Origin of the sequence: Streptomyces sp. N50, from assembly GCF_033335955.1 — a bacterium.
Lineage (GTDB): Bacteria > Actinomycetota > Actinomycetes > Streptomycetales > Streptomycetaceae > Streptomyces.
Map to the genome: position 1 here is coordinate 385,159 of NZ_CP137550.1, position 18,343 is coordinate 403,501.

14 protein-coding genes and 2 pseudogenes are annotated in these 18,343 nt (G+C 69.4%); 3 read left to right on the forward strand and 13 right to left on the reverse strand.

Annotated elements, in window-relative coordinates:
• Window positions 1–212 precede the first annotated feature (212 nt).
• The gene (locus R2B38_RS46270; RefSeq protein ID WP_318022208.1) at window positions 213–626 is read left to right on the forward strand and encodes an STAS domain-containing protein; all 414 of its coding nucleotides are present in this window, start codon (window positions 213–215) and stop codon (window positions 624–626) included.
• Between the two features lie 9 nt (window positions 627–635).
• On the opposite strand, the gene R2B38_RS46275 is transcribed toward R2B38_RS46270, so the two are convergent.
• Window positions 636–1,097, reverse strand: a complete 462-nt coding sequence (locus tag R2B38_RS46275) for a CBS domain-containing protein (RefSeq protein WP_318022209.1) — start codon at window positions 1,095–1,097, stop codon at window positions 636–638.
• A 284-nt stretch (window positions 1,098–1,381) separates the two neighbouring features.
• On the opposite strand from R2B38_RS46275, the gene R2B38_RS46280 reads away from it, so the two are divergent.
• Window positions 1,382–2,290 carry an alpha/beta fold hydrolase gene (locus R2B38_RS46280; RefSeq protein ID WP_318022210.1) on the forward strand — a complete coding sequence of 303 codons (909 nt, stop codon included), beginning with the start codon at window positions 1,382–1,384 and terminating at the stop codon, window positions 2,288–2,290.
• Between the two features lie 450 nt (window positions 2,291–2,740).
• Here the strand turns inward: R2B38_RS46280 and R2B38_RS46285 are convergent, their stop codons facing one another.
• The 6 genes and pseudogenes from R2B38_RS46285 to R2B38_RS46310 form a co-directional block, all read right to left on the reverse strand.
• Window positions 2,741–3,691 carry a sigma-70 family RNA polymerase sigma factor gene (locus R2B38_RS46285; protein WP_318022211.1) on the reverse strand — a complete coding sequence of 317 codons (951 nt, stop codon included), beginning with the start codon at window positions 3,689–3,691 and terminating at the stop codon, window positions 2,741–2,743.
• A 10-nt stretch (window positions 3,692–3,701) separates the two neighbouring features.
• Complete coding sequence (locus R2B38_RS46290) at window positions 3,702–4,904, reverse strand: NAD(P)/FAD-dependent oxidoreductase (RefSeq protein ID WP_318022212.1); 1,203 nt, start codon at window positions 4,902–4,904, stop codon at window positions 3,702–3,704.
• Window positions 4,905–5,401: 497 nt separating this feature from the next.
• Window positions 5,402–5,833: pseudogene (locus tag R2B38_RS51450) on the reverse strand (hypothetical protein).
• On the reverse strand, window positions 5,724–6,056 hold the full coding sequence (locus tag R2B38_RS46300) for a hypothetical protein (protein WP_318022213.1): 333 nt from the start codon (window positions 6,054–6,056) through the stop codon (window positions 5,724–5,726). The pseudogene R2B38_RS51450 and the gene R2B38_RS46300 overlap by 110 nt, the downstream one beginning before the upstream one ends.
• Before the next feature lie 151 nt (window positions 6,057–6,207).
• Window positions 6,208–6,858 (reverse strand): fasciclin domain-containing protein, encoded by a 651-nt coding sequence (locus R2B38_RS46305; protein ID WP_318022214.1) that lies wholly within the window; start codon window positions 6,856–6,858, stop codon window positions 6,208–6,210.
• Between the two features lie 71 nt (window positions 6,859–6,929).
• The gene (locus R2B38_RS46310) at window positions 6,930–8,546 is read right to left on the reverse strand and encodes a molybdopterin-dependent oxidoreductase (protein ID WP_318022215.1); all 1,617 of its coding nucleotides are present in this window, start codon (window positions 8,544–8,546) and stop codon (window positions 6,930–6,932) included.
• A 264-nt stretch (window positions 8,547–8,810) separates the two neighbouring features.
• Between R2B38_RS46310 and R2B38_RS46315 the strand changes: the two genes are divergently transcribed.
• Window positions 8,811–9,518, forward strand: a complete 708-nt coding sequence (locus tag R2B38_RS46315) for a hypothetical protein (protein WP_318022216.1) — start codon at window positions 8,811–8,813, stop codon at window positions 9,516–9,518.
• Between the two features lie 636 nt (window positions 9,519–10,154).
• Here the strand turns inward: R2B38_RS46315 and R2B38_RS46320 are convergent.
• The 6 genes and pseudogenes from R2B38_RS46320 to R2B38_RS46345 all read right to left on the reverse strand — a co-directional run bounded on the left by R2B38_RS46320 (window position 10,155) and on the right by R2B38_RS46345 (window position 18,003).
• On the reverse strand, window positions 10,155–10,979 hold the full coding sequence (locus R2B38_RS46320; protein ID WP_318022217.1) for an SDR family oxidoreductase: 825 nt from the start codon (window positions 10,977–10,979) through the stop codon (window positions 10,155–10,157).
• A 1,187-nt stretch (window positions 10,980–12,166) separates the two neighbouring features.
• Window positions 12,167–12,793 carry a phosphatase PAP2 family protein gene (locus R2B38_RS46325; protein ID WP_318022218.1) on the reverse strand — a complete coding sequence of 209 codons (627 nt, stop codon included), beginning with the start codon at window positions 12,791–12,793 and terminating at the stop codon, window positions 12,167–12,169.
• Window positions 12,786–14,195, reverse strand: a complete 1,410-nt coding sequence (locus tag R2B38_RS46330; RefSeq protein WP_318022219.1) for a diacylglycerol/lipid kinase family protein — start codon at window positions 14,193–14,195, stop codon at window positions 12,786–12,788. Before R2B38_RS46330 ends, R2B38_RS46325 begins: the two co-directional genes overlap by 8 nt.
• Before the next feature lie 1,117 nt (window positions 14,196–15,312).
• Complete coding sequence (locus R2B38_RS46335; RefSeq protein WP_318022220.1) at window positions 15,313–16,113, reverse strand: alpha/beta hydrolase; 801 nt, start codon at window positions 16,111–16,113, stop codon at window positions 15,313–15,315.
• Between the two features lie 30 nt (window positions 16,114–16,143).
• A pseudogene (locus tag R2B38_RS46340) lies at window positions 16,144–17,187 on the reverse strand (transposase).
• Window positions 17,188–17,796: 609 nt separating this feature from the next.
• A complete protein-coding gene (locus R2B38_RS46345; protein ID WP_318022221.1) occupies window positions 17,797–18,003 on the reverse strand; it encodes a hypothetical protein in 207 nt (68 codons plus the stop codon).
• Between the last annotated feature and the right edge of the window lie 340 nt (window positions 18,004–18,343).

Genomic DNA, 18,343 nt, shown 5'->3' on the forward strand with positions numbered 1-18,343 from the left:
AGGTCCTTGACGCTTCTTTAACAGCTCTTGATGAGCGAGGCCGGGGCCGGGATTCTGCCGGGTTCCGGCAACAAAGGACCGCCACGCTCCCTGATCAGAGAGCCTTGCCGCCGGCCTCTCGAACGGCGGCCGAGGACGCCTACGCCTAGGGTGACGTTCAGGTGCGCCGGCAAGTCCGGTCGGCAATGGCCGCCCCTGCCCTGGAGGCCCGGATGCCGGACTCGTCCCCCGCCCGTAGAACCCACGCCCACAGCCGGCCGGCGGGAATGGGCAACCGTCTACGGCATCCGTTCCGCCGTGGTGCCGACAGCACGGTTTCGCACGCCGACCACGTCGTCGTACGGCTCTCGGGAGACATCACCGCCAAGAACGCCCGGGACGTAGGAGCGAGGCTGCGGCAGGCCCTGCGAGCACCACCCCGTGTCCTGGAGGTCGACCTGGCCCAGGTGCCCTACCTCAGTCCTGATGGTGGCGCGGCCTTCTTCATGGCGCTGCTCGAAGCACGGCCACACGGCACCCGATTGATCGTCACCCACGCCAGTACCCAGGCACGGGCCACCCTCAACCAACTGGGTCTGCCCCGCGCCCTCGACCTCTACGAGGGCGACTGCCCGGACACCACCTGACGCGGCCGGTCAGGCCGTAGCGGCGAGCAACCGTTCCAGCAGATGCGAGGCCGTGATCACACCGAGGAGCCGGCCACCGGCCGCGTCCTTCTCCACGACCGCCACCAGGGGACTGCGTACCCGCGCCATCTGCGCGGCCACCTCCAGCGCGGTGTCGTCCGGAGCGGCGACCGGCGGCGCGGGCACGGTCTTCGACAGGCAGTCGCGCACCTTGCGCCCCTTCAGCGCCTGACACAACCGGTCGGCGTGGCGTTCGTCGACCACGGCGGCGAGCGTCGGGTCCTCGACCACGTACACCGGCACCAGGATCTTGACCATCTGCGAGGCGGGCAGGATCGCCTTCGGCGCACCCCGTTCGTCCACCACCAGCAGCGCCGGCAGCCGGTGTTCGGCCATCAGCCGCGCGGCGTCCATCGCGTCGCTGTCGAGGCCGACCGTCTCGTACTCCACCGCCAAGTCACGCGCCCGCACGCCCGGCTCCCGTCTCGCTCTCGAAGTCCCGACGGCCACCGTCATACGGATGATGCGGACGCACTGCCGGGACGGCTCTCCGCACGATACAACCGGCCTGCCCAGCGGCCTACGACGCGGAGAGCAGGCCGGTCGGGGGGCACCGGCCGCGAACGGTGGCACGATGCGAAGGTGACTCGGTCCAGGGCAGGAAGCGGCTACTCCGACACCGGCACGCGGCCCGGATCCCGCCATGCCTGCTCATCCTCGGCCTCGCACGCCCCTGGGCGGAGCGAGGAGTCGCCGTGACGAACACCCGACGTCACGGCCTGGACGAACACCCCACAATGCTGGCCGAGTTGACCGCCGGCCGCGTCGAGTACCGCTTCGACCGGCGCGGACCGGTCACCGTCGTGATCTTCTACGGCGGGCACATGCGCGCGGGGCTCTCGCTGGGCGAGGAGGTGTTCGCCGAAGCGGGATACTCGGTGCTCGTGCCGTCCCGCCCGGGGTATGGCCGTACGCCGGTCTCGACCGGGGAATCGGCCACCGGGTTCGCCGATGTCACGGCCGCGCTCTGCGCACACCTGGGGATCACCGAAGTCGCCGCCGTAGTCGGCGTATCGGGAGGCGGACCCACCGCGGTGGCGATGGCGGCACGCCATCCCGCCCTGGTCCAAAGGCTGCTCCTGCAGAGCGCGGTCGGACCGCTGCCCTGGCCCGACCGCCGCACCCGCCTCGGCGCCCGGATCGTTTTCGCACCGCACACCGAGCGCGTTTCCTGGGCGCTCGTTCACTCCCTCATGCGGTACGCACCCAACGCCGGCCTGCGGATACTGCTGCGCGACCTCACCCTCCTGCCCGTACGGGCTGTGGTGGCGAACCTCCGCCCGGAGGATCGGACGAGGTTGGTCGCACTGTTCTCGCGGATGCGGTCGGGGCGAGGATTCACACGCGATCTCAAGGAAGTTGCGGCACCCGAAGATCAGTTGCGTCATGCAGGCCGGGTCTCCCAGCCCGCCCTGGTGATCGCCACCCGCCAGGACGCGGCAGTGCGCTTCGTGCACGCCGAGGCACTCGCCGCCGCCCTCCCCCACGCCGAACTGCTCGAAAGCCTGGCCGACAGCCACCTCGTCTGGTTCGGCCGGGACTGGCCCCTGATCTCCGAACGGATCCACACCTTTCTCGCGGAGGGTTCGTCGAGGACCTCTTAGCGTTGGACGACGATCTCTGTCCGGGCGGCAGAAGGCCGGCGAGGACGCACGCCGTCTCAACTCCACTCGGCGCGACGCCTGCTCGCCGACGACCGTTCCGCGCAGTTCGCCCAGTTGGGAGGCTCGCCTCGCATCCTGGTACGGGCACCCGTCGGCCCCGCTGCCGGTACCCGGCAGCGGGGCCGTCCGCCGTGCTCCCCTTGAGCCATCGTGCACGCCAGGGGTGCACCCGCGCATTGCCGGTTCCCGGCAGAGTTCACAAAGGTCTGGATGCCGACCACCGCTAAGAAGCCGTCACCGGCGCGTCAAGGAGCGAAGGGGTGACGTGATGGGGCACGAAATACCCGGGCAGTACCTGAAACGGCCATGCCCAGCTACTGGCGGACGTCGCCGCCACCGGCCGCTGGCGTCGGCCACGGACTTCTATGACCGACCTGATGGCCCGCCGTCTCACCGGCGAGGCCACCATCCCTCGATGACCGGTGCGTCGGGTTCGTACTGCCGCCAGCCCTCGTTGAGGCGCGCGAGCCGGTCTGCGGCGGCGATGCCGCGCAGGGACGCGATCTTGCCGTCGGTGACTTCGAACGCCACGGCGCCTACGACCCGGTCGTTGATCACAGCGAGGACGGCTGGGGAGCCGTTGACCAGGGCGATATGCATCGCGGGTGAGCCGCCGGCCAGCCGCAGCTTCGCCGGCGTGGGCTTGAAGCCGGCCCGCACGTAGGAAGCCACCCGCTCGCGCGTCTCGTACCGCAACAGCCGCCCGGCGAGTCCGTAACCGTCCGAGAGCGCCGTCACGTCCTCGGTGAGCAGGGCCACCAGCCGATCCGTACGCCCCGACATCGCGGCGGCGAGGAATTCCTCGACGACCCGGCGGGCGGACGCGGGGGCGGCCTCGCCGCCGCGACGGCGCTCGGCGGCGACCCGGATCCGGGCCCGGTGGACATGCTGCTGGCTCGCGGACTCGCTGATGTCGAGGATCCCGGCGATCTCGGCGTGGCTGTAGGAGAAAGCCTCACGCAGGACATAGACGGCCCGTTCGACCGGCGAGAGCCGCTCCATCAGGGTCAGCACGGCGAGGGACACCGATTCGCGCTGCTCGAAGCTGTCGGCCGGGCCGAGCATGGGGTCGCCCTCAAGAAGCGGCTCGGGCAACCAGGCACCAGCCGCCCGCTCGTGGCGCGCCTGCGCCGAGCGGAGCCGGTCGAGGCAGAGATGGGTGACGACCTTGGTCAGCCACGCCTCCGGCACCACGATCTGTTCGCGGTCCGCGGCCTGCCAGCGCAGGAACGTGTCCTGCACGGCGTCCTCGGCGTCGGCGGCCGAGCCGAGCAGACGGTACGCGAGCGAGGCCAGCCGGCCTCGGCTGGCCTCGAACCGATCGATGGCTGCACTGTCCATGCGAAGCAGCCTATGCAGCGGCCCTCGTACCGGCCCTTGCGCCGGCCCGGTCAGGCGCGGTGGCCAGGCGGCGCTTGCGCTTCGGTATGCCGAAGGTCGGGTGGTCGATACCCCACCCGGCCCCCTTCAGCACTCCCGACTTGAGTCGCGCGGCGGCCTTGCCACCGAGGTACCAGGACTTCGACCGGACGTCCCCGTCCACCATCTGGAAGATCGCGTCCCGCCGCCCGAGGCTGATGTGGTTGCCGTAGTACTTCAGGCCGATGGCCGGTACGTCACGGGCCGTCAGGCGCGCGATGATCGCGGCGGTCGCCTGCATGTTGGTGACACCGGCCGAGGCACACGACATGGGCAGCGGCCGGCCGTTCTCGCCGATCGCGTACGCGCAGTCACCGGCGGCGTAGACGTCCGGGTGGGAGACCGAGCGCATGGTGCGGTCGACGACGATCTGGCCGGTCCCGGCGACCTCCAGGCCGCTCGCGGCCACGATGGGGTGTACGGCGAACCCGGCCGACCACACGGTCACGTCGGCCGGGACGGAGGTACCGCCGACGGCGACCGCCCAGGTCGGCTCGACCGCTTCGATGCCGGTGTGCTCGTGGACGGTGATGCCGAGCCGGTCGAAGGCTTGGCACAGGTGACGGCGGGCCTTCGGCGAGAGCCAGGCGCCCAACTCACCGCGGGCGGCGAGCGCGACCGAGAGGTCGGGCCGGGACTCGGCGAACTCGGTGGCGGTCTCGATGCCGGTCAGCCCTTCACCGACGACCAGCACCGCGGAGCGCGCGCCCAGGCCGGCCAGGCGCTCACGCAGACGCAGCGCCGAGGACAGGCCGGTCACATCGAAGGCGTACTCGGCCACGCCCGGGACGCCGTGGTCGGCCACGGAGCTGCCCAGCGCGTAGAGAAGCGTGTCGTACGTGAGCTCGCCATCGCCGTCCTCACCGCTCACCGCAACGGTTTTGCGCCCGGGGTCGACACCGGTGACGCTCGCCAGGCGCAGCCGTACCCCGGTGCCCTCGAACACGTCGGCGAGCTTGCGGAACGCGAGGTCCTGGCCGATCGCGAGCTGGTGGAGCCGCATCCGCTCGACGAAGTCGGGCACGGCGTTGACGACGGTGATCTCGACATCCGAGGGGGAGAGCCGGCGGGCCAGGTTTCCAGCGGCGAAGGCCCCGGCATATCCGGCACCGAGTACAACGATGCGGTGCTTCATGGCATTGCTCCTGTCTCGTTCACGTGCCCTTCGAACGAGACAGCGCCCCAATTGCTGACAGGGGCCGGGTGTGACGCGGGTCACTTGACCAAGGCGAGCGACTGAGACGTCATCGCCATCGAGTAACGGCGCCATGCCGCAGACCCACTGGGTTTCCGACAAGACCTCTGAGCCGTCGTCTGTGTCCGGTCCCAGGGGTGTTCCCTCGTGGCGACTTTGCTCGACGCCGACAAGCCCAAGACCTACCGCTTCGCGAGCGGCTTCCCGGTCAACCGTCTCACCCTGGACGGCACTTGGACGGCCGGGCACCAGTACTTCACCGCGGGCGACAGCGCTTGTCTCCCCTTCACCGGCTCATCGACGAGAACATGGCCCGCACCACGCGTCTCGCACCCGGGCTCACCCCCGGCATCCAGGCGTACTCCTTCACCTTCGGGTGACTCCGGCCCGACTGTCCGCCCGCCAGGACGCGTTCCGACGCCTGGGACGGGCGCCGTTCATCCGGAGTGGTCGTGCTCCCGCTCCAGTTCGCGTGTGAGGTTGTACAGGGTCCTGTCGATGTTGCGGACCTGGAACTGGGCGAAGGTCCTGCCCGGGGTGACGAGCCGGTCGAAAGCGTCGATCAGGAACGCCGGTCACGCGCGCCGGTCGTCGGTCCAGGTCTCCGTCACTCGCGTGCCCTCACCGGCCGGCTCGAAGCGGTACTCCCAGGTGGCGATCGGACCGCGCGGTAGCGGACGGGTGCGCCCGATGGCGTGGACGCGGAACGCGAAATGGCACGCGACCGGAACAGGCCGGGGGTCGGGGACGTGACGGGGCTCAGAGCGAGAGCGCGGACCACGCCTGCCAGGCGCTCTGGAGATCGGTGTGCCAGTGCAGACGTCCGTCATCGGCCGTACGGGAGCGCAGTTGTTCCGGCGCCAGGATATGCACGGTGTGGGGTCCGTCCGGCCACGGTGGTCCCGGCAGGAACTCGTCCGTGGGACACCTGAGTTGACGTAGATCCAACCCGACCACCGTCGCGTCGGCGCATCGGGCGGTCAGCTCGGCGCGCAGGGTGCGGCCGGTGCTCGCGGTCAGTGTGCCTGCCACCGCGCACCACAGACGGGTGTTCGAGACGGCGAGGACGCGAACGCGGAAGAGTGCCGACATGTGCTGAGCTCCGTCATCTCTCATCGGTACGGCGGTGAGGGGACACAGCGGTGAGGGGCGGGGCAACTGCCCCGCCCCTCACCGTCTCCCCGTCACAGGAGTCGTACGGCCAGGCAGCTTGACGTCGGTGCCCGGCCCTGACGGTGGTCCGTCAGCTGGTGGGCATCAGGACGGTGTCGATGATGTAGACGTTGGCGTTGGCGGTCTTGACGTTGCCGCAGACCACCTTGGCGGAGTCGTTGACCATGTAGTTGTCGCCCGAGCCGGAGGTGGTCAGCTTGGACTTCTCCAAGGTGTCGAAGGAGCCCTTCTCCAAGTCCTTCGGAGTGAGCTGCTGGCCGACGACGTGGTAGGTGAGGATCTTCGTCAGCTGCGCCTTGTCGGCCAGGACCTTGTCCAGGGTGGCCTTCGGGATCTTGGCGAAGGCGTCGTTGGTCGGCGCGAACACCGTGATGTTCTGGGCGTTGTTGAGGGTGTCGACGAGCCCGGCCTTCTTCACCGCCGCCACCAGCGTGGACAGTGCGGGGTTGTTGGAGGCGGCGGTGGCGACCGGGTCCTTGGCCATGCCGTCGAAGGAGCCGGCACCGCTCTTGGGGACACCGGAGCAGGCCGTACCGAAGGGCTGGTCGGACATCGTGGCGCCGGCGCCGGTCATGCCGTCGCTCGAAGCGCTGGCGGACGCCTTGGTGGAGGAGTCCGACCTCGCGGAGTCGCTGCCGCTGCTGCCGCAGGCGCTGAGGGCCAGCGGCAGCACGGCGGAGGCGGCGAGGACGACCGCGGTACGGCGGATACGAGTACTCATGGTGTTTCTCCTGCGGGTCGGTGCAGCCTGAGCTGCGGTGATATGGGGAAGGGGAAAAGTGGCTTGAGGGGTCAGTCGACGGTGACGACCACGGAGTGCCATCCGCTGGCGCCGTCGGGGATGGTGCGGGTGCGCTTGTCGGTCTGCACCTGGCCGGTGCGGTCGGTGGCGCGGACGGTGAGGGTGTGGCCGCCCTTGGCGGCCTGCCAGGGGAAGGACCACTGGCGCCAGGTGTCGCGGGTGTCCTCGGCGGCCAGTCGGGCCTCCTGCCATGGGCCGTCGTCGACGCGGACCTGGACCTTGTCGATGCCGCGGTGCTGGGCCCAGGCGACCCCGGCGACCATCACCGTCCCGGTCTTCGGCCGGGCGAACGGCTTGGGGGTGTCGATGCGCGACTCGGTCTTGATGGGAGCCCTGCGGGCCCAGCCGCGCTTGACCCAGTAGGGGTCGTAGGCGTCGAAGGTGGTCAGTTCGATGTCCTTGATCCACTTGCAGGCGGAGACGAAGCCGTACAGGCCGGGCACCACCATGCGGACCGGAAAACCGTGGGCGAAGGGCAGCGGTTCGCCGTTCATGCCCAGGGCGAGCAGTGCGTCGCGGCCGTCCATCACGTCCTCGACCGGGCTGCCGATCGTCATCCCGTCCACGGAACGGGCCACCAACTGGTCGGCGGGGCCGCCCTTCGACGGCGGCCTCACCCCGCACTCGGCCAGCAGATCGGCCAGTCGTACGCCGATCCAGCGGGCGTTGCCGACGTACGGGCCGCCGACCTCGTTCGACACGCAGGTGAGGGTGATGTCCCGCTCGATCAGCTCGCGCCGCAGCAGGTCGTCGAAGGTGAGGGTGACAGGCCGGGTGACGCCCTTGCCGTGGATGCGCAGTGCCCAGGTCGTGGCGTTGACCTTGGGCACCACGAGCGCGGTGTCCACGCGGTAGAAGTCACCGTTCGGTGTGGTGAAGGGACTGATCCCGGGAATCCGCAGCCCGGCACCCTTGGGAACGGCTGCGGCCGCGGAGGCCGGACGGGGCAGGACGACCCTGTTGCGTGAGGCGACCGCGCTCTGGCCGCTCGCGTTGTTCAGCGTCCGGCCCAGCACCCCCGCCCCGGCGGAAGCGGCGGCGACCGCCGTCGCCGCGATCACGAAGCCACGACGGTCCCAATCAGCTCCGGAAGACGCACCGCTCCGCTCGCCGTCCACCGGTTCCGGGCACGGCTCCCGTCGGGCGAGGCGGCCCACCAGGACGTAGAGCACTGCTCCTCCGGCGATCGCCCCCACCACGGAGGGGAGCGCGTCGGAGAGACTCGTCGAATCCGGCCGGCTGGTGGCCGATACCGCCCCGACAATTCCGAAGAGCAGAACACCGGCAGCGCCGCTGCGCCGGAAACGCAGTGCGACAATTCCCAGCGCCAGCGCGAAAAGCGCCAGCATCACGAGAATTCCGAGCTGAAGAATCAGCTTGTCATTGGTTCCGAAGTGCCGGATCGCCCAGTCCTTCAGAGCGGCCGGGGTGCGGTCGATCGCCGCCCCGCCGACCGCCACGACCGGACTGGCCTGCGGACGCACCCCGGCCGACACCAGCTCAGCGACGCCGAGCGAGGCGAGGCCGGCCAGCACACCACTGCACGCACCCAGGGTCAGGCGCGCCCAGGTGAGGCGTTGTCGCGTCTGCTTCTCGTCGTCGGTCACATGGGGAATCCGGCTCCGAAAGCCCGGCGGATTGGCCGTCCGCCGGATCGGATGAATCTTTTTTTCCGCACCAATCCGCGGCCTGACCGGCTACGGATATCTGGGTCGCGGGGATACGGACCCGCCAGGAATTCCATTCTCCGCACCCGTCCACCGCAGTGTGTGTGACGGATTACCTGCGGGAATGAAAGGAGCTGGGAGTTCAAGCAACGCATCGAACTCCTGCGGACCCACCGGCGACCCGACGGCGTTCTTCTGTTGGCCGTGGGCCACCGCGACGGTGTCGTCCGCTTCTGGGACGCCGCCGAGGGCGAGCCCCTCGGTCGGTTCGCCGAGATCCCTGACGACGCCGTGCTGTGGGGCATGTGCTCCATCACCGACGCCCAGGGCCGTCTGCTCCTGGCCACGAGCGACAGCTCCGGCCACATCCGATTGTGGAACGCCCCCGAGGGAACACCGGCGGGACCCGCCATCGAGGCGGACCAGCAACCGGTGGACGCAGTGTGTTCGTGGACCGGGCCCCATTCTGCGCCCCGGCTCATCAGCAGCACTCGCAAGGGGCATCTGAAGGTGTGGAACCCGGACACCGGCTCCTGCCTGGCCACATATCAGACGGGCAAGGAGGTGTCGGACCTGGCTGCCTTCCGGCTCGCCGACGGACGGGAGGTGGTGGCCGTACTCAACGAGACCAGCGAAAGCCTCCTGCTCTGGGACCCCGCCACCGCCAGTCAAATCGGCCCCGCCGCCACCGGCCGGTTCGAGCGGCCGGTCTGCCCCGTCACATCGGTGGACGGCCGGGCACTCCTCGCGGTGCGCGGAAAAGAGGGCCTCCACCTGTTCGACACACGGACCATGACCCCAGTGCGCCCGCCTCTCAACCTTCCCTTCGACGGCTGGAACATGGCCGCAGTCGGAGACAACGTCGCTGTGGTCGGCGAGAGCGGCATGGTGCTGCTCTCGCCTCCCGCCTGAGCACTCCCGACCACCGTTCGAACTCGCCGACATGTGAGCGACCAACTTCTCCGACGGCCCAACTGAGACGGCGCCTGATCTTCGTGTCGCAAAAAGTCAGTTCGTCTTCCGCGACGGGTGCGAGGTTGCGGCTTTGCCGCGCAATGAGGCTGGCCGTTTTCCGTCGAACGACCAGAGACCGCCGCGAGCCTGGCGGTAACGCGAGGTGAAGGGTGCCGATCACACCTTGAGTACCGGCGCAGCATCATCCCCGGACGCCCATGGGCGGCTCTCTGGGGAGAATCTGGGGAGTACGGGCGGCGTTGGGGAACGCCTGGGGAGAATCAGCTGTATACCGCGACATGCCACTGAAAGGCACAGAAAGAGTCATCCGCGCAGGCCAGAGACGACCTGAACCGCATCACCGCAGGTCAGCGCCCCCAGGTAGACAACTTCAAGAAGATCTCCTCGGCGACCGGCATACAGCCCCGCCACATCGCCGACCTGTCACCAGCAGGTATGCGACCGCGACCAGAAGCACCGCTCCCGATCACACCGTGGCATTCCGGAAAGGGGCCGGCTGGATTCACTCCAGTCGCCCCCATCCATCGTGCGCGCAGGGCTGTCCCCTCCGTTCGCCAGGTCTCCCTGCCCGGCTCAGCCCTGCGCCAGCTCTGCCACAGGCTGCCACTTCTCCCACACCGCGAGACGCTGCTCATAGTCGGCCTTGGCGATGCCCAGCGGCGCCGAGCCGAAGAAGCAGCGCAGCGGCGGCTCGTCGGCGTCGACGATCTCCAGCACGGCAGCGGCGGACGCGGTCGGATCGCCCGGCGTGCCGACGCGCTTGCGGCGCTGCTCCTGCACTTCCTTGTGGAAGTCGGCGTACGCGGGCAACGGCTCGGAGGTGCTCGACGAGGAGCCCGCCCAGTCGGTGGCGAACCCACCGGGCTCGATCAGCGTGACCTTGATGCCGAACGGCGCCACTTCCTGGGCCAACGCCTGGCTCATGCCTTCCAGCGCCCACTTCGACGCGTGGTAGATCCCGACCAGCGGGAAGGCGCTGATGCCTCCGATGGATGAGACCTGGAGGATGTGGCCGCTGCCCTGCTCGCGCAGGAACGGCAGCGCCGCCTGCGTGATCCACAGGGCACCGAACAGGTTGGTCTCCAGTTGCGCACGAGCTTCGGACTCGGTGAGTTCCTCGACCATGCCGAAGTGGCCGTAACCAGCATTGTTCACCACCACATCGAGGCGCCCGAACCGCTCGTGCGCCTGTCGTACGGCGGCGAAGTCGGCGTCACGGTCCGTCACGTCGAGGCGCAAGGGCAGCAGCCGTTCTCCGTGCTCCGCGCGAAGGTCCTCCAGCGTGGAAAGGTCACGCGCGGTCGCGGCAACCGAATCGCCCCGTTCGAGGGCGGCGACGGCCCACTCTCTGCCGAAGCCGCGTGAGGCACCGGTGATGAACCAGATCTTCTGCGTCAAGGTGTGCTCCTCAAGGAAACTCGTCAGCCGTACCGTCAGTACATCGCGGTGTTCCATCCACCAGACAACACTCGACTCGCAACGCACGCCACACCAACCGGGGGCGAATTAACTACACCGCTCCCGCCCACCTCCAGAATCAGCCGACATCCGACGCCACCACGCGGACTGCGCCGCAGCTCGCGGTGTTCGCGAGCCTCCTCGCAAGCATGAAACATCTCCAGCTCACGCCGCTCGGGACGCTCGGCGCCCATCTGGGTCAGCAGCGCGCCCCCGAACGGTCCACCGCCACTGGCGACTCGACCCGACCCGACCCGACCCGTACCGTCCCGACGTCCATCCGATCCCTCCAACGGCCATCCCCACGAGGGATGTTGAATCCCGCTGCGAGGGGGACGCCGCGGCACGCAGGACTCGGGCGCCCACACGCCGCGTCCTTACGACAGTCCTCGGCGCCGGGACCCTCAGCGGCTGTGGGATGTGGTCAGCGACGTCGACGGCGGTTTCCTCAACCTCCCTGGAGTGCGGCCCCCCACCTCACCAACTCGCGATGGCCTCCGCCGGTGGTCGCGGGCCCGACGTGACCGTCGGGCGCATGTCCCGGCTCGTCGATTACGCGCCGACCGGGCCTCCGGACCCGTGACCCGTGGGACAGGGTCGTCCTGGCCGAGTACGGCGTCACCCCGGACGACTTCGCGGACGCGGTGTGGTCATCCACCCAGTTCGACGGCCGCACCTACACCGTCCCGCTGGACACCCGGCCCGCCGTGCCGGGCGAAGAGTTCGTCACGTGAGTCGAAATGGCCAAGGTCTGTCCGGACGCAGGCTGAGAAGTCGCACGAGGGACCGGTGGCCGGGTTGAGCGAGTGGGGCGGCGTTGTCCGGCGGACCTTTGACGTGCAACTCCGGCCATGCGAGCACGACTTGGTGCGGGACCAGCCGATGGGCCCGGGGGAAGCACGGGTACCAGAAACGGCCGTCGACCAACAGGCCGCGCGACTTCCGTGTCCCTCGGCAGGTCGAGACGGCGCATCAGGGACGAGACGTTCGGACGCCGTCAGTCCAGGAATCCGCCTCGGAGCCGTGCTGCCCGCAGCTCCTCCCCTGTCGACACCCCCTGTGCGGACACGGTCTCGCGGCATGAGAAGTGACCTCGTCATGACGGTGATCCCCCGGACGGCGGGCGTTCACCGGGCAGAAGAGCCACGGGTCGGGAGCACAGTTCTGCCGCCGACGGAGCCGTCCCAGTGTGCGGCCGCCGCCAGGACGGCCGCGGCCGCGCCCGTTCCGAGAACGGCGCCGGCGACGACGTCGCCCGGATAGTGCACCCCGGTGTGAACACGCGAGTAGCCCACGGCACAGGCCAGCAGTCCGAGAGGGACCGTGACGGCCGGGAACGCGGGCCCGACCGCCGCGGCGAACGCGACGGCGGACGCCGTGTGACCGGAGGGGAACGACGCGGACGCCGGCATCGGAACGTGCCGCCCCGGGAACGGCGAGTCCTCGGCACGGTGCGGGCGGTGCCGCCGTACAAGACGCTTGCCCAGGAGGTTGGCCGTGGTGGACGCGACGCCGATCGCTGCCACGCCGAGCACCGCGGCGCGGCGGGAGCGGCCGGGGCGCAGGGCCAGGGTGGAGGCGATCAGAAGGGAGATCTTGGAGTGGTCGGCCGCCGCGGACAGTCGGCGCAGCGCCGAGTCCAGTGCGGGTGTGCTGGTGACCGTCACGGCCTCGTAGAGGGCCTGGTCGAGGCTGGCGAGGTCGCGCAACAGGCCCTGCGGTGCCTGCTGCTGCCGAGTCCGACGGTCAATCATCGCTCTGCTCCTGGTTCTTGTCGCGTGAGGGGGCTGATCGGTCGTGGCTCTCGCGTGCGCGGGGCGACAGGTCGAAGGCGAGGCGCATGACGCGGTACCAGTCGACGGTCGGTGCGACGTACGGTGCTCCGGGACGTTCCCGTGGCACACGGACCCGCAGCACGCCGGGCCGTATGGAGCACACGACGGGCGGAGGCAGGACGAGTGCCTCACCATCCACGGCCACGGGGATCGTCTCCTCGTCGGACTCCACGACGACCCTGCGGGACGTCAGGACCGTCATGCCGCTGGCCCGCTCCCCCAACAGCGCCAGTTCGGCGGCCTGTACGGCGCCCCCGACCCGGACCGCGATCACGCCGAGCTCGCCCGTGTCGAGCCGCTCCCTGCGGCCACCGGTCAGCGGGTCGGCCCGTGCGTAGGGGTTGTTGCTGACCAGCACCGCCTGCGGGGCCTCCAACCGCTCTTCGTCGGTCCGGGCACTGAGTACGGCGCCCGCCTCGCCCGCCAGCAGGTCCGGCAACTGGTCGAGCGCGGTGACCGCTTTGGCGTCGCGGTAGTCGGGGTTCTGCACGATGTGCGCGTACGTACCGAACGAGGCGGTGTTGACGAACGGCCGACCGGCGATGTCCCCGAGGTCGACGCGGAGTTCCACACCGTCCGAGAGCGCGTCCAGGCTGCTCACCGGATCGTCCCGGTCCAGGCCGAGGTCCATGGCGAAGTGGTTGCGGGTGCCGGCTGTCACGACCATGAACGGCAGTCCGTGTTCGGCGGCCACTCCCGCCACCAGGGCCTGAGTCCCGTCGCCGCCGGCCACACCGAGCAGGTCGGCTCCTTCGGCCACGGCCTGCCGGGCCAGTGCCACCGGATCCGGATCCGCGTCGAGGTCGAGCAGGATCACCCGCGCGCCCAGCGCCTCGGCCCGCTCCACGAGTCCGTACTGCACGACCTTCCCGCCGCCCGACTTCGGATTCATGATCAGCACGGCCCGGCGGGGCGGACGCACCGTGCGGGTGTGCATGCCGTGCGGCTTGCGCAGCCGGCGCAGGGCACTCCGCGCGCAGCCGAGCGCGGCCGTCCACGCCGCGAGGGCGATCACCGCGACCAACCACAGGCCCGACACGGCGTACAGCACCAGGACGCCGACGGGTGCGGTGATCGCCAGAAGGGCACCGAGGAGCCGGGCGAATCCGCGGTGCGCCAACGCCCACCACAAACCCGCGCCGGCCAGTCCGAGACCCGCCAGGCCCAGCAGCAGGACGAACCAATGGTTGGTGCCGGCCACCACCGCGGCCACCGCTCCCGCGATACACAGCAGGGCGAGACGTGCCAGGGCTCGCGCCGAGCCGAGACCCTCGTCGGGTCCGTGGCGTTCCGTCTCACGCGTCGTTCTGGTCTCGTTCAATGTCGATTCCCCGTCATACGTGAAGCGGACGTCCGCGATCGCGCGGCGGGTTCTCCGTCTGTCCGTCACACCGGCGATTCATGCCGGTGTCCGTGAAACCTACGCGGTGTGCCCCGCCTCGTCCTCGACCGGGCGCGAACGGCGGCTCGTGTGCAGGCTGCGAAGCGGGTCTCGGGGGCGTGCTGGTCCGCGACTGTCGGGCTGCCGATGTCCACGACGCGGCTTCCGCGCGACGCATCCGGAGTGCGATCCCTCGCCCGCTCAACGACGAGCCCTTCGAACGGCGGCCTCGTGTCCCTCAGTACCGCGAGTCCGGCGTGACTCGACCTCGTTGTCCCTGTCCGCCACCCCGTCTCCTCCCGCCCGTCGGTGATCAACCGAGCCTCGACGACATGCCAGGCAAAGTGGATCAAGAGTACAGGCCGCACCGCGCCGACCCTGGCGGACAGCGGATCCGACGCTCCGCCCTGCCGGATCGAGCGGATACGAGGTCTCCGTGCCCCGGCGACGCCATGCAGCCCGGGTTCAGCAACCCCACCATCGCCTACGGCTCCTGCACGTGCCGAACCGTGAATCCGTCGGTCTCTGCTCTCGCCAAACGGTCCACGTGTGGTCAGGCGCGGGAGAAGGATCTTGCCTCGACCCGTGCCGGTCTCCAGCAGGTGATGTGCCTTCGACGCCTCGGCCAGCGGGAGGGCCTGTGCCACACCGGGCCGGATCCGCCCCCGGCCGCCGCGAGCACCCGCAGAGCTTCGACAAGGTACTCACCGATCCGCTCGAGAGCCCGCCGAGACCGGACCCTAACGGTTCGCCCGTGCCGGCAGCTTCCTAAACTGCCGGCCCAAAGCCGCGCGTAAAGACCGTGTTCCCCACGGTCCCAGCCTCGCTCACAGCATTGACCGGTCGACCGCTCTGCCTCCCGATGATCAGCGTGCCGTCCATCGCGGATCTTGCCGGCTCCGCTCCACCAAGCACTCCTCCCAGTACGGCCGGTGCCGTCTTCTTCATCTTGGTGGGGTCGGCCTGCTGCTATGCGGAGTAATCGTCAAGACCTGTGGATCGGCGGCTATCTGCGGAGTCGGACTTTGGTGTCGCTATGACCACGGTGGTGGGTTTCTCAGGCGAGGCCCTCGATGAAGTCCGAGAGCGCGGTGTGCAGGGCTTCAGGCTGTTCCAGGTGCAGGTCGTGGCCGGTGCCGGGCATGCTCATGGCCATGGTGGCAGGTCGCTGGCGGAGCATCTCCTCGGCTTCGTGCGCAGGGATGAAGCCGGATTGGGCCAGGACGACCAGGGTGGGGCACGCGACCTGCCCCCACTCGTGCCAGAAGGAACGCTGGGCGTTCTCCGCCAGCGAGCGAACCATCACGTCCCGGTCGAAGCGAGGGCACCATCCGCCCTCGTGTTCCTCCAGTCCGGCCGCCCAGCCTGCGCCGACCGGTCCACCGCCGAGGAACGCGGCTGCCGCTTCGCGTGAGGGAAACGGGGTCGGCCATGAGTCGAGCCATACGCCGATGTCCACGGGGCTGTTCGGGTTCGGACCGCCGGGCCCGGCCTCGACGAGCACGAGCGCACGGACCTGTCCGGGATGTGCAGCGGCGGTGAGCATGGCTGTGTGCCCGCCCAGCGACTGGCCGACCAGGACGGGCCGCTGCAGCGCCAGCTGATCGACGACGGCGGTGACGTCGGCGACGTAGGCAGCGCGGGAGACGTCCTGTGGGTGGCGCTCGCTGGCGCCGTGCCCGCGCTGGTCGACCGCGACCACCCGATACCTGGAGCTCAAGCTCCGTGCCAGCACGTCCCATTCACCCACGTGACCGGCCAGGCCGTGCAGCAACACGATGGGCCGTCCAGGCCCGCCCCAGTCCCGGCAGACAAGCCGGACACCGTCTCGCACCAGCACGTGTTCCGACCACGCCACGTCGGCCCCCAGGGAATCGGCTGGCCTTGATCATGCCGCAACCGCCTCGGGGCGTTCGACAAGTTGGCCGCGTTCGAAGCGGGCTCCGGCACGAACGAGGGCGACGAGGTGGGGTGCGTGCACGGCTCGCCACCGTTGCTGGGCGGACTCGACGAGTCTGAAGGCCATCGCCAGGGCGGCGGTGCGGGAGCCGGCCTCGCGGGTGACCTCGGTGCGCAGGCGGACAGCGGAGAAGGTGGACTCGATCAGGTTGGTGGTGCGCAGGTGGATCCCGTGCTCGGCGGGGAGGTCGAGGAACGCCAGCAACTCGGCCTCGTCGTCGGTGATCCTCTTGACGGCCTTGGCGCACTTCACGCCGTAGAGCTGGGCGAACGTCTTGATCGCTGCCTGCGCGTGCTGCTTGTCCTCGGCGTTGCAGATGTCATGGATGACTTTCTTCGCGCCGGGCTGCGCGGACTTCGGCATGGCGTCGAGCACATTTGCGGTTTTGTGAAACCAGCTCCTCTGCTCGCGGGATTCCGGGAACACCTCGGCCAGGGCCTTCCAGAAGCCCAGGGCGCCGTCCCCGACCGCGAGGACGGTGGCGCGCATGCCCCGGCAGGCGCAGTCGCGCATCAGGTCGGCCCAGGACTCGCCTGACTCGCGGTAACCGTCCTTGAGCGCGACCAGTTCCTTGGAGCCGTCGGCGCGGACCCCGATGAGCACCACTGCTGGGTCAGCCGGGTGACCGTGGCCGGGAAGAGCCCGGCCGAATTGCCGAGGAACTGCTCCAGGGCGGGCACGAAGTCGCCGGAGGACAGGCCGTGCAGGTAGGCAGCCGCAGCACCTCACCGGTCTTCGGGGACTTGCGGCACCACGGCGGCAGGATCGCCGAGGAGAACCGCTTGTGCGGCCGTTGCGCACGACGAGGCGGTGGCCCTTCCCGTCTCGCTGATCGGCCAACTCGGCTATGTAGGCGTTGACTTCGGCCTCAAGCGCGGCGGCCGGCATCCGCCTCGCGCCCTCTCGGATGATCTCGTCGATCAGAAAGGAGCCGCCGGCGGTGGCGCCGTCGGCGTTCACCACGCTGAGCACGAGCGGGCCTTCCTGACCGGCACGGCAACGCGGGCCTACTCGACACCAGTCAATCGATCACTCGATCACTCGATCACTCGGGAAGGTATGCCCTTCGCGTGTGCCCTCCCGAGCCGATCCACAGGTAATGAGCATTGCTCTGCCATGCGCAGGAACTGTCATTGCCACCGACTACGAAAGGGCGGCGTCCCGCTTCTACGCGAAGGCGATGAGTCCGCAGCGGAACAGGTCACCCATATCTACGGCAGCCCTCCGGCAGGTCCGTTGCTCTCAGAGTGATAAGGCTCTTCCAGGTCCTCGGCGGCACTGGCGTGGCCGCCGGTGTCTACCTTCCTCGGCCGACAGTCCCTACGGATCACCAATGCGTCTTTTCGGGCCGGCCATCCCTGAACCCTCATGTCCCGTCTCACTCAATCGAGTCGTTTTCTCAACGAACCGAGTCGTTCGGGCTTCTGTCTCAGCGAACCCAGTCGCGCGGTTGAGCGTACTCGGGGGTGCTGGATGGGGGCCCGGTGAAGCCGACCCGGAATCACGGTGGAGTCCGTTCCACCCCTACTACCGCTGCTGAGCCTGAGTACAGCCGGGTCGTGAGGTGGCCCAGATGGGGGGTCACACGGTGAGGGTGCCGCCGACGAAAGTACGTTCTGGCGGTGACGCCACGAGTTCGACCATGGTGCCGGCGCGGAGGTCGTCGCCGACGACGCGGGTGATCGCGTCGGTGAGCGCGGTGCCGAGGCGGGCGGTGATCTGGGCGGCGTCGGGGCGGTCGAAGACGCCGGCGCGGACGCCCAAAATCACCGAGGCGTTTGTGTCCACGGCCTTGCCACCCTGCGCGAAACGGCCTGCGGGGACTCCGGCCAGGCGGACGCTTACGAGGTCGCGGGCCCATTCGCCATAGACGTCGACGACAGCGTCGGTCAGTGCGGCGACGAGCGACAGCCACGCCCGGTCGGCGGTGCCGGGCTGCTGGGGCAGGTCGAGGGCCGCACCGCGGTGAGTGTGTCGGTGTGGATCGGCGCCCAGAGTCGCCAGTGGCGGGCCGGGTCCAGGTGGTCGCGATCGACATGTGCACCGTGTTCAAAGCCGCGGTGCGCGACTCGCTGCCGCACGTCAGATCCGGAGATGCATAAAGGATTCATGTAAAGCCGCTATGCTT